Origin of the sequence: Acinetobacter sp. ESBL14 (assembly GCF_036668815.1) — a bacterium.
In the GTDB taxonomy this organism is placed as follows: domain Bacteria; phylum Pseudomonadota; class Gammaproteobacteria; order Pseudomonadales; family Moraxellaceae; genus Acinetobacter; species Acinetobacter gyllenbergii.
Map to the genome: position 1 here is coordinate 246,813 of NZ_JAZEVS010000005.1, position 13,033 is coordinate 259,845.

General features: G+C 43.0%; 13 protein-coding genes. 7 read left to right on the forward strand and 6 right to left on the reverse strand.

Features of this window, described 5'->3' with window-relative positions:
- The first annotated feature begins 224 nt into the window (after positions 1–224).
- From V6E90_RS16290 to V6E90_RS16305, 4 genes are all read left to right on the forward strand, one after another.
- Positions 225–1,157, forward strand: coding sequence for an RluA family pseudouridine synthase (locus V6E90_RS16290; RefSeq protein ID WP_016542394.1), 933 nt, complete (start codon positions 225–227; stop codon positions 1,155–1,157).
- A complete protein-coding gene (locus tag V6E90_RS16295) occupies positions 1,154–1,828 on the forward strand; it encodes an HAD-IA family hydrolase (protein WP_332605899.1) in 675 nt (224 codons plus the stop codon). Before V6E90_RS16290 ends, V6E90_RS16295 begins: the two co-directional genes overlap by 4 nt.
- Positions 1,829–1,903: 75 nt before the next feature.
- Complete coding sequence (locus tag V6E90_RS16300; protein ID WP_016542396.1) at positions 1,904–2,602, forward strand: helix-turn-helix transcriptional regulator; 699 nt, start codon at positions 1,904–1,906, stop codon at positions 2,600–2,602.
- A gap of 52 nt (positions 2,603–2,654) precedes the next feature.
- On the forward strand, positions 2,655–3,263 hold the full coding sequence (locus V6E90_RS16305; protein WP_016542397.1) for a glutathione S-transferase family protein: 609 nt from the start codon (positions 2,655–2,657) through the stop codon (positions 3,261–3,263).
- A 51-nt stretch (positions 3,264–3,314) separates the two neighbouring features.
- On the opposite strand, the gene V6E90_RS16310 is transcribed toward V6E90_RS16305, so the two are convergent.
- Entirely contained in the window at positions 3,315–4,229 is a 915-nt protein-coding gene (locus V6E90_RS16310; RefSeq protein ID WP_016542398.1) for a LysR substrate-binding domain-containing protein, read from the reverse strand.
- Positions 4,230–4,619: 390 nt separating this feature from the next.
- On the opposite strand from V6E90_RS16310, the gene V6E90_RS16315 reads away from it, so the two are divergent.
- Complete coding sequence (locus tag V6E90_RS16315) at positions 4,620–5,672, forward strand: MBL fold metallo-hydrolase (RefSeq protein WP_065343678.1); 1,053 nt, start codon at positions 4,620–4,622, stop codon at positions 5,670–5,672.
- Here V6E90_RS16315 and V6E90_RS16320 read toward each other — a convergent pair.
- The 3 genes from V6E90_RS16320 to V6E90_RS16330 all read right to left on the reverse strand — a co-directional run bounded on the left by V6E90_RS16320 (position 5,659) and on the right by V6E90_RS16330 (position 8,116).
- Positions 5,659–6,066, reverse strand: coding sequence for a DoxX-like family protein (locus V6E90_RS16320; protein ID WP_065343679.1), 408 nt, complete (start codon positions 6,064–6,066; stop codon positions 5,659–5,661). The two genes, V6E90_RS16315 and V6E90_RS16320, sit on opposite strands and share 14 nt — an antisense overlap.
- On the reverse strand, positions 6,063–6,503 hold the full coding sequence (locus tag V6E90_RS16325; RefSeq protein ID WP_332605902.1) for a thiol-disulfide oxidoreductase DCC family protein: 441 nt from the start codon (positions 6,501–6,503) through the stop codon (positions 6,063–6,065). Before V6E90_RS16325 ends, V6E90_RS16320 begins: the two co-directional genes overlap by 4 nt.
- A gap of 92 nt (positions 6,504–6,595) precedes the next feature.
- The gene (locus tag V6E90_RS16330) at positions 6,596–8,116 is read right to left on the reverse strand and encodes a catalase (protein ID WP_016542402.1); all 1,521 of its coding nucleotides are present in this window, start codon (positions 8,114–8,116) and stop codon (positions 6,596–6,598) included.
- Positions 8,117–8,700: 584 nt separating this feature from the next.
- On the opposite strand from V6E90_RS16330, the gene V6E90_RS16335 reads away from it, so the two are divergent.
- Positions 8,701–9,150 (forward strand): hypothetical protein, encoded by a 450-nt coding sequence (locus V6E90_RS16335; RefSeq protein ID WP_065343714.1) that lies wholly within the window; start codon positions 8,701–8,703, stop codon positions 9,148–9,150.
- 77 nt (positions 9,151–9,227) lie between these two features.
- Here V6E90_RS16335 and ptsP read toward each other — a convergent pair whose 3' ends face one another.
- Positions 9,228–11,522, reverse strand: coding sequence for a phosphoenolpyruvate--protein phosphotransferase (gene ptsP / locus V6E90_RS16340; protein ID WP_016542404.1), 2,295 nt, complete (start codon positions 11,520–11,522; stop codon positions 9,228–9,230).
- A 93-nt stretch (positions 11,523–11,615) separates the two neighbouring features.
- A complete protein-coding gene (locus V6E90_RS16345) occupies positions 11,616–12,092 on the reverse strand; it encodes an RNA pyrophosphohydrolase (RefSeq protein ID WP_004656060.1) in 477 nt (158 codons plus the stop codon).
- A gap of 184 nt (positions 12,093–12,276) precedes the next feature.
- Between V6E90_RS16345 and V6E90_RS16350 the strand changes: the two genes are divergently transcribed.
- Positions 12,277–12,927, forward strand: a complete 651-nt coding sequence (locus V6E90_RS16350) for an HAD family hydrolase (protein WP_065343680.1) — start codon at positions 12,277–12,279, stop codon at positions 12,925–12,927.
- Positions 12,928–13,033 lie beyond the last annotated feature (106 nt).

Consider the following 13,033-nt stretch of genomic DNA (forward strand, 5'->3'; position numbering starts at 1 on the left):
AATTCTTTAGGACCTATCCGAGTTGTTGGTGAATATCTCATCGATTGAAAATTTTATCTAAATAAAATTTCTGATTTGATGCTCACTTACGGCGGTATCCGTGCGCTGAATATATCAAACCTTGCAGCATCTGCCTATGGGCTAAGTTTAGGTTTCTTGTGAAATAACTTAGCTAAATGATCATTTTTTAATCATATTTAGCAAATCTTGGATTAATCGAGCGTATGAATTCTACACAACAATGGCAAAGTGTCACTTGGTTTGACGTGGATGAGCATCAAGACGGGCAGCGAATAGATAATTTTTTATTTACCCGATTAAAAGGTGTACCGAAGAGTCGAATCTATCGTTTGATTCGTGAAGGACAAGTACGCGTAAACAAAAAAAGAATAAAAGCCGAAACGCGATTGAACATTGGCGACCAGATTCGGGTTGCACCAATTCGTTATGAACAAAAGGATGAAACGGCTGCTCCAGTAAGCGATAGCGTAGCGCAAAGTTTACTCAGTCGTGTGGTGTATGAGGATGAAGGGCTGTTGGTGATCAATAAACCCTCAGGGATTGCGGTACATGGTGGCAGTGGTGTGGCTTATGGCTTGATTGAAGCCTTGCGTGCCGCAACTGGTAAAAAATATCTGGAGCTGATCCATCGTATTGACCGTGATACCTCTGGTTTGGTGATGATCAGTAAAAAGCGCAGCACTTTAAAATTACTGCAAGACTTATTGCGTGAGCATAAGATTCAAAAAACTTATGCCGCAATTGTCAAAGGTCAAGTCAGCCTAGATCAGCAAATGATTGATGCACCCTTATTGCGTTATGAACTGGCCAATGGTGAGCGTCGTGTTCGTGTGACCAAAGAGGGTAAGCCGAGCAAGACGGACTGGAAAGTGGTTGAACGTTTTAAAGCCGCGACTTTGGTGCATGCATCACCACTCTCGGGTCGTACCCATCAAATCCGTGTGCATGGTCTCAGTATTGGTCATCCTTTGGTTGGGGATGATAAATATGGCCATAATACGGCCTATACGGGTCCAGAAGCCCGCCGTTTGTGCTTACATGCGATGCGTTTAGATATTCCAAACTATCCAAGCATTGAAGCGCCCATGCCTGAAGATATGCAACAGGTGATCGATCAGTTGAGAAAGCAGAAATGAGTCAAAATATCGAACTGGTGATTTTTGATTGGGATGGCACCTTATTCGACTCGGTTGGGCAAATCGTAGCAAGCTTGCAATACGCAGCACAGCAATTTGAACAACCGCTGACGGATGAAGCTGCAAAAAGTATTATTGGCTTAGGTTTGCCTGAAGTCATGCAAATCCTGTTTCCACAAGTTCCGCATTTACAGCAAGATATTTTGCAATGTTATGCAGACCATTATGTGGCAAACTCCAAAGGGGATGCATGGTTTAGCGGTGTTGCAGAGTTGCTCGCTGATTTAAAACAGCAAGGTCTAAAGCTTGCTGTGGCAACAGGCAAAAGCCGTAAAGGCCTAGATCGTGTCTTGGCACAAACCGATAGTCATACACTGTTTGATATCACCCGTGCTGCCAGTGAAACCAAATCCAAGCCAGATCCATTGATGTTGCAGGAAATTTTGACTGAAATGGATGTCACTGCTGACCGTGCTGTGATGGTGGGGGATACCAGTTATGACTTGGAAATGGCACAAAATCTGAATATGCCACGGATTGGGGTCAGTTATGGGGTGCATAGCATTGAAACCTTGCAGCAATATCAACCCTTGACCATTGCGCACAATGTGCAGGATCTACATGCTTATTTGCAAAGTGTGTTGAATGTGGCTGCCTTAACCGAGAGTTAATTTATCCGAATCAGATGAAACGACAATGATGGGAGGGTTCGTATTCCCATCATTCATAATAACAATAGGGATCGTATGAGTCGTTCAATCCGTTTACTTAATCTATTACAGCTGCTGAGAGAATATCGCTATCCGGTGACCGCGCAGGTGTTGGCAGAGCGTTTACAGATCAGTCAGCGTAGTGTCTATCGCGATATTGATACCTTGCGTGAGCAAGGCGTTTGTATTGATGCCGCAGCTGGATTGGGTTTTCAGCTGAAACAAGATTTCCTACTGCCACCGATGACATTGAATGAAACCGAAATCGAAGCAATTTTCTTGGCTCTGAACTGGTTGAACGATATTCCTGATCTGGCCCTAAAGTCGGCTTCAACGGCTGTGCTTGCCAAACTGAATGCAGTTTTGCCAGAGCGCTGCCAGCACATGCTAGAACACACTACATTAAGATCAATCAATGTCTGGTTACCTGTAAATGAAGCTTTGGTGGAGCAGGTGCGCTTAGCCATCCGCCAGCAAGTCAAAATCGTTGTCGATTATGCGGATGAGCAGCAACGGGTCAGTTCCCGTACATTGTGGCCTTTTGCACTGGGCTATTTTAATGATCGAATTGTACTGGCAGCATGGTGCGAATTACGTCAAGGTTTTCGTCATTTTAGAATTGATCGCATTCAGCAATTGGCGCTGAGCCAGGAGCTGTACCCACAATTCAAACAACAACTCTTTCAACGCTGGTGGACACAGGAAGTGTGTCGTTCGACTACTGACAAAAACTGACAATCAAAACACTTACATTGAAATAAGAATAACTCACCAAGGAAATATCAAAATGGCTCTTCAACTTTATACCAATAATTTTTCGCGTGGCGTCGTGGTTGATTGGTTGCTGATCGAACTGGGCATTGAATGCGAGCGTATCGAAGTGGCTTTTCAAACTGAGATGAAAACGCCTGAATATCTGAAAATCAATCCTTTTGGCAAAGTCCCTGTGCTGGTCGATGGTGATGTGGTGGTGTATGAGCTGGATGCAATTTGTGCTTATCTGGCGGATAAATTTGCGGACAAAGGATTGGCACCAGCACTGAATGACCCCAAGCGTGGCGTGTATTATCGTTGGTTATTCTTTATTTCAGGGCCGTGGGAAGCTGCTTCGACTAATAAAATGCTCGGTGTGGATGTCGCACCTGAGCAAAAATCTTCTGTTGGATATGGGGATTATCAGGATGCCTACAATGCCTTTGTGCAAGGACTGAGTGAAGTTGATCCCTATTTATGTGGCAAGCAGTTTACGGCCGCGGATGTCACGGTTGCAGCCATGTTATTTTGGCAGCTAAAAATGGGGGAGATCGAATCGCATCCTGCAATTGAGCATTATCTGGACAACATGAAACAAAGACCAAGCTATCAAAAATTTGCTGAATTTTTTAGTAACGCCTAAGCTGAAAGTTTCCTCATCCAATAAAAAGCCGATTCGTTCGGCTTTTTATATTTACTCTTCTGGTTTGAGATTGGTGATGAGATCGAATGCAAATACCCGTTGAATCTCTTCAATGAACTGTTGTGTTGCCTCACTTGGGTCTTGTTTTTGATAGCTGATAAACACATCTAGACAGGGCAGCGGGTGGTTGAGCGGTCTGACGACGATTTGGTCAGTGGCTAATGCTTGGATATAGGCCGGTAAAATGGCACAACGATGCCCTGAATGCACCGCTTGAATAGCCTCTGCAATGGTGCTGGCTTCATCGATACTTTGAAAATGAATTTGCTGCTGTTTAATGTATTGGGTAATGATTCGTGCCAAAGGTTGAGACAGCTTGTGGGTTAAAATGGTCAGAGGTAAGTCCTGTAATTGGGCAATGTTGATCTCTGCATGCTGTGCTAAAGGATGTTGTTTCGGCAGCATAAACACTAAAGCTTCTTTGATGACCAATTGACTTACAAATGCTTCATTTTCAAATTTTTGATTAATAAAAATCAGGTCTAAATCGCCTTTTTTAAGCTTATTGATTTGATCGCTTTCTTTGAGATTGAGCGTTCGAATTTGTAGTTTGGGTAGGCGAACTCTTAAACGCGGCAAGATATAAGGGAAAATCCGAATCTCGGCAGAGGGCACAAAACCGATTTTTAAGCATTGCACTTTGGCCGCAGCCACCTGTCGTGCCATGGTCACCGCTTTGTCTGCCTGTGTGAGCGTCAGGCGAGCTTGTTCGAGGAAAACCTGACCTTCATCGGTTAGTTCAACTTTACGTTTGGTGCGATGTAACAGTTGCACACCAACATCATCTTCGAGGTCTTTGATTTGCTGACTGAGAGAGGGCTGAGACGTGTGTAGTTTGAGTGCTGCTTTACTGAAACTCAGCTCCTCAGCGACGGTAATGAAATAGCGTAAATGACGTAATTCCATAAGACGGGTCCAAGAATGTTTTATTATTGTTTTGCTTATGATAGTGAGAAAATCATACTGTTGCCGCATTATATCTAAGCTTGTTTTATATACAATATGCTTTTTTCTAAAATATAAAAAATAGCAAAAATGAGTTATTTGCACTTGGGACTGAATTGTCATTATGCCTTATTAGTTCGGTAAAATTGTGTTGACTCAGCGAGAGAAAATCAACATATGGCATAAGCTTATGTTAGGATCAAAGACCGATGTTAGAAACTGGAATAAAACGAGAATCCTAAAAAAATCATTACGATTTGAAAGGCGATCGCATTAAAAAATAGTCCATGACCTAAACGGTATACCAAACCATTCACCTCATGCGATGAGATTCCACCAAAGAAGACCTACATGAAAGATAAGCCGACATTAACCTATCAATTGCCGACACAATCTTGCTTGAGCCATACTTGGGGGAAACCTCCTTTTCCACATGAGGCTTCTGACCATTGTGGCATTGACCGTTTTTATAATTTACAGAAACCCTTAACCCCATTTGATCGTAAAGGTTTGCTCAAATGGCTGGCGACACGGCAGTCTTATACTTGGAATGTAGACCGTTCACATGAATGGACTTTGCGTAATCACATGTTGGAGCTGCCGCAGAACCGCCCGCATGCCGATTTGAATGACTGGCAAATTTGGTTTGTGGGTCATGCCACGGTTCTCATTCAAATTGGCCCTTATAATTTCCTAACCGATCCTGTCTGGTGTGAGTATGTCAGCCCGAAACAGGGCAATGGCCCACGCCGTGTCTGTCCTGCGGGAATTGCCTTAGAGCATTTACCAAGCATTCATGGGGTGTTGTTAAGCCACAATCATTATGATCATATGGATTTGGCAACTTTAGAATGGTTACATCAGAAATTCGAAATGCCGATTTATACGGGCTTGGGCAATGGCTATTATCTACCTAAGCATTTACATGTGATTGAAATGGATTGGTGGCAGGAAATTCCGTTTCATGATGAGTTGAAGATCGCGTATACACCTGCGCAGCATACTTCTGGGCGTGGGGTGAGAGATCAAAATCGGGCTTTGTGGGGCGGTTTCTCCCTACTCGCCAAAACAGGCCATTGTTTCTTTGCGGGTGATACCGGCTATTCCACCCACTTTAAACAGATCCATGAACGTTATGGTGACGCGCGAGTGGCGTTATTGCCGATCGGAGCATATGAGCCACGCTTGCTGATGCGTTATGTGCATATGAATCCGCAAGATGCTTTTCATGCCCATTTAGATCTGCATGCCCATCGTTCTTTGGCGATACATTACCGTACCTTCCAGCTTACGGATGAAGATCGTGATGCGCCTGAACATGAACTGCAGCAAGCCATGAAATCGTCTTCAAAATTGGTGAATCCATTTTATTGTATTCGTGAAGGGCACTTTATTCGGGCTTAGCGTTTTGTAGTGCTTTGATACACCACAGTGAAATCACCGAAAGACTTGCCAATGCAATATTCATGACCACAGGATTGAACGCCTGATAGATCTTGTCTGGATAAATCACTAAAACGACAATCAATAAGCCAATCAGGCTGATGATGTTGAGCCCGTGCAGATATTTATGTTGCATCCATAAAAAAAGACTACCAAAAATGATTTCGGCGAGACCTGAAAGTGAAATCATCCAAGCAATATATGATGGAGCGATATTGAGTTGCTGCCAAACATAGTGCTCATCTTGCACCTGAAAAATTAACTTGGGAATCAGGCCCTGATACATCCAAAGGCTGGCAATCACCCACTGAGAAAACCTTAAGATCTGCTGAATGGTTTGGTTTTCGCTGTTCATGTGACAATTTCATCCACGAGGAAATGCTGCTGAATATCTGGGGTCACGACATAGCATTGTTCAGTTTTACCAAACAGGCGATAGCGATTTAAGGCGATACGGCGATAAGCAAAATCTCGGATGGCTTGAGGCACAAGACGGGCATATTTCAAGCTGCGATAAGGGAAATTCAGTCGCTGCATAATACGAAGAAAGGCCGTCGATTCGGTATAGCATTGACCTTTTTCTAGTAACAGGATGGTTTCAATCTGGTCAGTTGGGAAGTGATATCGCGTTAATAACTGCTGCCCCAGATTGGATTGCACCGAGACCAGTTTGAATTGGCAGTGTGGATCATGCTTGATCATAAAATCTGCCCAAGCTGAGCATAGCACGCACTCTGCATCAAACAGAATAATGTCATGGTTTTGGATTAGGTGTTCTAATGATTTCAGCATATTTATTGTTCTAATTGGGTGTTGAATAAATTGTCACTCAACTGCATTAAAAAAGCCATCCGAGGATGGCTTTTTATTTCAATATTTAAGGTTTACAGAAAACTAGGTAAATGACGGGCTGGATCGGTTTCACGAGCAGCTTGAGCATCTGCAACGGTCATGCCTAATGCTTTCGCTACACCTTCACCATAAGCAGGATGGCAAGCATAGCAATTACGGATATGACGATACTTGATGAAGTCTAAGGCATCACCCATGGCACGAGCCGTATTACCAAATAATGCATCTTGTTGTTCAGGTGTCATCAATTCGAACAAGGCACGTGGTTGGCTGAAGTAGTCATTATCATCTTCACGGTAATCCCAGAAATCAGCATCACCATTAATTTTTAATGGCGGTTCTTTGTACTGAGGTTGCTCTTGCCATTGACCAAAGCTGTTTGGTTCGTAGTGTGGTAAGCCGCCATAGTTGGCATCGGTACGGCCTTGGCCATCACGGTGATTACTATGTACAGGGCAGCGTGCAGCATTGACTGGAATTTGTTGATAATTCACACCCAAGCGATAGCGTTGTGCATCGGCATAGTTAAACAGGCGTGCCTGTAACATACGGTCTGGAGAAGCACTAATGCCTGGTACTAGGTTACTTGGAGCAAAAGCAGATTGTTCAACATCCAAGAAGAAGTTCTCAGAATTTCGATTTAGTTCAAATTCACCAACTTCAATCAGTGGATAATCACCGTGAGGCCATACTTTGGTTAGATCGAATGGGTGATACGGAACTTTCTCGGCATCTTGCTCGGGCATGATTTGCACGAAAAGCGTCCATTTTGGATAGTCTTGACGTTCAATCGCATCAAATAAATCACGCTGATGACTTTCACGATCTTGACCCACCAATTCACCAGCTTCTGCATCGGTTAAGTTTTTAATCCCTTGTTGCGTTCTAAAGTGGAATTTTACCCAGAAACGTTCATTGGCAGCATTAATGAAGCTGTAGGTATGGCTACTAAAACCATGCATATGACGATAGCTTGCAGGAATACCACGATCAGACATCACGATGGTCACTTGATGTAACGCTTCGGGTAGTAAAGTCCAGAAATCCCAGTTATTGGTTGCGCTACGTAGGTTGGTTTTAGGATCGCGCTTAACGGCCTTATTTAAATCAGGGAATTTACGCGGGTCACGCAAGAAGAATACAGGGGTGTTATTTCCCACCATATCCCAGTTACCTTCTTCGGTATAAAATTTTAAAGCAAAACCACGAATGTCTCGTTCTGCATCTGCTGCACCGCGTTCACCTGCAACCGTGGTAAAGCGCGCGAACATCTCGGTTTTTTTACCAATTTCGCTAAAGATTTTAGCGCGGGTATATTGCGTAATATCATGGGTGACGGTGAATGTACCAAATGCACCAGAACCTTTAGCATGCATACGGCGCTCAGGAATCACTTCACGGACAAAGTTGGCAAGTTTTTCATTTAGCCATAAATCTTGGGCTAATAACGGTCCTCTAGCGCCAGCGGTCATACTATTTTGGTTATCAACCACAGGTGCACCAAAATCAGTGGTTAAGTGGCTATAAGGACATTTTTTATCGTCTTGGCTCATATTCTATCTCCATCAAGATGACCTGTGAGCTAGGTCACCTCAATTGTTTGACCGTTCAAAGATATGAATGCTTAACTGTCTCATGTGCAAATTGGGTATCGAAATATCAGATGCCTAAGTGCGATTTATAATGATCAAGTTCACATCCTTTGTATTTTTACTCTAGGTTGATGAAAGCTTTTTTTCCAATGGATTAAAGTTGATGTTATAAATGCTTTATTCGATTGAAGCTGTCTAAATCTTAAACATGAGCTGCGTATTTGTGGATATAAAAATTGTTAAAAAAAGATAAAAGATAATTTAAAAATAAAGACTTACTACTTTGCTTGGTTTTAACGAAAACTGAATCGGACGCTAGATTAATTAAATTTGAGAGCCACCATTTTTGCTGAAAAATAGCGCCTTTACCTGTTGGAGTTATGTAAAAAGGCCCAGAACGGTTTCTGTTATGGTTTTTGTTGTGTATAAAAGTTAATCAATTGCTTGGGGTTTCTGACATCGAAAGCTGAGTAGAAAATATGTAAAGCTTTCATATTTTAACGTTTGCTATGTTATTTTGGATTATCTTTAAAGAGATTAAAAAAATGAAAAAACTAGCATTAGGTTTCGGGTTGTCTTTAACTGTTTTAGCAGGTTGTACTTCCATGCCACAAAAAGATGAGACTAAAGCAAATTCCTTGAAGGTTGAGTTTGTGGGTCAAGGTAGTTATGCCGTAACTCCGCAACAGGGCACCGTAAGTTTATATGCCGTGGACAGTCAGATCGCGGATGTTCCAGCAACCTTGATTCAACAGAAAAAAGTTGCAATCTCTCAAGTACCATTTAGCGTTGATTTTACCGTCCCAGCGGATCACCGTCAGCGCATTCAGCCACCAGTCCGTGATGATGCTAAAATCAAATACTATGTGACTTGGGAATCAGATGCCAAAAATTTAACAGGTAAAGATGCCATCGTGATTGATTATGATCGTCAATTTCCAAGCGTGAGTTTGAATGGTGCTAAACAGCAGATTTACCTGCGTTCAGCAAAATAAAGAGATGTATTGAAAAGGGCGACGGTGTTGAACGAGTCGCCCTTTTTTATACTTGGTTTTACAGCGAAATATCTATTTTAGACATTGAGCATGCGATTGGATTTGACCATATCCGCCAAGCCGTGAGTTTTGAAATAATGTTCCAACCAGCTTTTAATCACCAGTGGGTTATTCATTTGCAGTACATCATCCAAGAGTTTTTTGGCATCACTCATTGGGACATGGCAAATCGCTTTGCGGACTCTCAGAATATTGCTTGAGCTCATCGATAAAGTATTGAAGCCCATTGCCATCAATAGAATGGCCGACAGCGGATCTCCCGCCATTTCACCACAAACACTAACTGGTTTTTGATGGATATGACAATCTTCAACTAAGCGCTTTAAGGCACGTAGTACTGATGGGTGGAAATGTGAATAAACGTTGGCGACATGTGGGTTATTCCGATCGACTGCCAATAAGTACTGGGTTAAATCGTTAGAACCCACCGAGAAGAAATCAACCAGTTCGGCAAATTCATCAATCTGTAACAGCACACTCGGTACTTCGACCATGATGCCGATTTTCGGTTTGGTGATTTTGACTTGCTCTTCTTCTTGTACTGCAATCCAGTCACGTTCTAAGAGATAGAGTACTTCTTCAACCTCACTGACGCTGGTCACCATCGGCAATAAAATGTGTAAATTATTTAGGCCAATACTGGCTTTGAGCATGGCACGAATTTGTGCAGAAAAAATTTCAGGATGATCCAGCGTAAAGCGTAAGCCACGCCAACCCAAAGCCGAATTTTCTTCTTCAATACTGAAATAAGGAAGGTCTTTATCCGCACCAATATCAAGGGTACGCATGATCACAGGCTTGTTGGCAAAATGGCTAAGCTGTTGGCGGTAAATGGCACGTTGTTCTTCTTCACCAGGGAAGCGTTCACGTAGCATGAATGGAATTTCACTACGATAGAGTCCCACACCTTTGGCGCCACGTTGTACACCACGAACCACATCAATCATCAAACCGGTATTGACGAATAAAGGAATGGATACACCATCTGGGGTAATTGCATCTTTGGTTTCGTATTGCTTCAAATCTTTGGCGATTTGCTCTTCTTCTTTTTGAACTTCTTTATAGCGCTGACGTAGACGACGTGGTGGATTGACGAAAACACGCCCTTGATAAGCATCTACAATCATCTCGATATCATCGAGTGTGGTAATCGGTAATTCGGTTACCCCGACCACAGTTGGAATGCCCAAAGCACGTGCAACGATGACCATGTGCGAGTTGGCAGCGCCTTCAGAAGTGACAATCGCTGCGATATTATCGACGGGTAATTCGACCAAGGCTGCGGTACTGATCTCTTCGCCAATCAAAATGCTGTCTGGGCTGAGTTCACGGTGACTGGTATCATTTTCTTGCAAGCAAGCCAAGATTCGGCGGCCAAGATCTTTCAGATCAGAGACACGTTCACGCAGATAGTCATCTTCCATTTGTGCAAACAGCGCCACATGTTTATCGATGACTTTACGTACAGCACCTTGTGCCCAACTGCCTGCACGAATATGGTCTTTAATTTCGCTTGGTAAGGCATTTTCATCTAACATGCGCAAGAATACGCTGAACAGCGCACGCTCTTCTGACATCAGTGAATCTTGCATTTTGTCATCAAGCGATTGTATCTCTAAACGTACTGCTGCAATGGCTTGATCGAGTAATTCCAATTCATCGCTGATGTCCTCGGCTTCACGATCAGGAATTGCAGCGAGATCAGCAGGGGGGTAAAGTACGATGGCACGACCGAGAGCCACACCGCCAGCACCCGATACCCCTTGGAAGGTTTTATAGCTTGGCCCGTTGCTAGGTTTACGGAATACATCAATATTGCCGACCGCATGTGCATGGGCGATTACCCCTGAGAGTTGTGCACACAAAGTCACCAAAAAGGATTCCGCCGCTTCACTGAAGTCTTGTGATTCTTTATTTTGAACGACTAATACGCCCATCACCTTACGGCGATACATGACAGGAACGCCAAGGAAGGAGTTAAATAGTTCTTCACCTGTTTCAGGCAAATAGGCAAAGCGTTCGTGTTTGGGCGCATTGTCTAAGTTAACAATTTCTTCACGTTGCCCCACCAAGCCAACCAAGCCTTCACCGACACTGAGCGATACGGTGCCAACTGCCTCAGCTTTTAATCCTTTAGAGGCCATTAACACGTAGCGACGATTACGCTCGTCCAATAAATAAATTGAACAGACATCGACATGCATGGCATCGGCCACATGATTGACCATAATGTCCAAGGAATCATGCAAACTGACGGACGCATTGATTTCTTGCACAATGCGTCTAAGCGTGTCGAGTTGCATGTTTGACATGGATGTTTACTCCAATTTATTGAATCGTTATAGGCCTAGTTATAACAGCTCTCTTGTCAAAAATCATTGCTTAAAGTGATGATTCTTTGACAATTAACGCTGAGGTAGTTGTAAACATAATTCCATCATGGCTTTACGGTAAACATCACGTTTGAAGTTGACCACTTGACCCAATGGGTACCAGTAACTCACCCATTGCCATTCATCGAACTCGGGTGGGTCTGATAGGTTTAACTGAATATGATGGGGCGATGCCGTTAACTTCAGTAAAAACCATTTTTGCTTTTGTCCAATACATACCGGATCTGAATCTGACCGAATGTACCGATGTGGCAAACGATAACGCAGCCAACCTTTTGTTTGCGCTATAATTTGGACGTGTTCGGGCAATAAACCGACTTCTTCTCTCAGTTCACGAAAAAGTGCCTGCTCAGGGGTTTCACCAAATTGGATCCCTCCTTGTGGAAATTGCCAAGCATTGTGACCAATGCGCTTTGCCCATAAAACTTGTCCGTCATCGTTTGCCAAAATGATCCCGACGTTGGGTCGGAAACCTTCTGAGTCGATCATTTGGCTACCTAAATTTTGTCTATATCGTTGACTTTGATCTCGGGGACAGTCACTCTTCTTGTCCAACTCGAAAAAGGTCAAAGTAAAATGTTTAAAAATTGCTATGATCTTAACGAATTTCTATCGACTAGCGGAGATAGATTTACATTTTTTTTCTTAATTTTCAGTTTAAACGAGAAATTCTATGCAATTGGCTTTGTTTGATTTAGATCATACGCTGTTAAATACCGATTCTGACCATTCTTGGGGAGAGTTTTTGGTCAATGAGGCTTTGGTTGATCCAGTTCATCATCGTCAAATGAATGACAAGTTTTATGAAGACTATAAAGCGGGACAGCTTGACCCGATTGCCTATAATGAATTTGTATTCGAATTTCTGACCAAACACGACAATGCCTATTTAACTGAGTTACATCAGTTGTTTATGCAAAAGGTGATTCGTCCACAAATGCGCCCTAAAGGTTTTGAGGCGATTAAAAAACATCAAGATCTTGGTCATGCCATTGTCGGCATCACCGCCACCAGTGACTTTATTACCGCACCGATTTTCCGTGAATTTGGCATTACCGAGATTATAGCCACCAGTGCAGAAGTGGTGGATGGACAGTATACGGGCAAGGTGACAGGGATTCCGTGTTATCAAAAAGGCAAGCTTGCGCGTCTGGATCAGTGGTTGGCTGGTCGCTCCGTGACCGAGTCATGGGCCTATTCTGATTCAATCAACGACCGTTTCTTGCTGGAATATGCCACCCATGCAATTGCGGTCAATCCAGATGATCGTTTAGAAAAGCTAGCGCAGGAACAGGCTTGGGACATTCAAGACTGGTCGATCTAAAGTTTTGATTTGCTGCCAAATATGTCCGGATGAAATGGAATATTTGGCAGTGTTCTAAATCGAATTAAAAAAAATTATTATCGTATTCACTCAAATTATTGCTATA

Coding starts and splice junctions, on each gene's coding strand:
- V6E90_RS16290 (WP_016542394.1), top strand. CDS start 225: ATGAATTCTACACAACAATGGCAAAGTGTCACTTGGTTTGACGTGGAT.
- V6E90_RS16295 (WP_332605899.1), top strand. CDS start 1,154: ATGAGTCAAAATATCGAACTGGTGATTTTTGATTGGGATGGCACCTTA.
- V6E90_RS16300 (WP_016542396.1), top strand. CDS start 1,904: ATGAGTCGTTCAATCCGTTTACTTAATCTATTACAGCTGCTGAGAGAA.
- V6E90_RS16305 (WP_016542397.1), top strand. CDS start 2,655: ATGGCTCTTCAACTTTATACCAATAATTTTTCGCGTGGCGTCGTGGTT.
- V6E90_RS16310 (WP_016542398.1), bottom strand. CDS start 4,229: ATGGAATTACGTCATTTACGCTATTTCATTACCGTCGCTGAGGAGCTG.
- V6E90_RS16315 (WP_065343678.1), top strand. CDS start 4,620: ATGAAAGATAAGCCGACATTAACCTATCAATTGCCGACACAATCTTGC.
- V6E90_RS16320 (WP_065343679.1), bottom strand. CDS start 6,066: ATGAACAGCGAAAACCAAACCATTCAGCAGATCTTAAGGTTTTCTCAG.
- V6E90_RS16325 (WP_332605902.1), bottom strand. CDS start 6,503: ATGCTGAAATCATTAGAACACCTAATCCAAAACCATGACATTATTCTG.
- V6E90_RS16330 (WP_016542402.1), bottom strand. CDS start 8,116: ATGAGCCAAGACGATAAAAAATGTCCTTATAGCCACTTAACCACTGAT.
- V6E90_RS16335 (WP_065343714.1), top strand. CDS start 8,701: ATGAAAAAACTAGCATTAGGTTTCGGGTTGTCTTTAACTGTTTTAGCA.
- ptsP (WP_016542404.1), bottom strand. CDS start 11,522: ATGTCAAACATGCAACTCGACACGCTTAGACGCATTGTGCAAGAAATC.
- V6E90_RS16345 (WP_004656060.1), bottom strand. CDS start 12,092: ATGATCGACTCAGAAGGTTTCCGACCCAACGTCGGGATCATTTTGGCA.
- V6E90_RS16350 (WP_065343680.1), top strand. CDS start 12,277: ATGCAATTGGCTTTGTTTGATTTAGATCATACGCTGTTAAATACCGAT.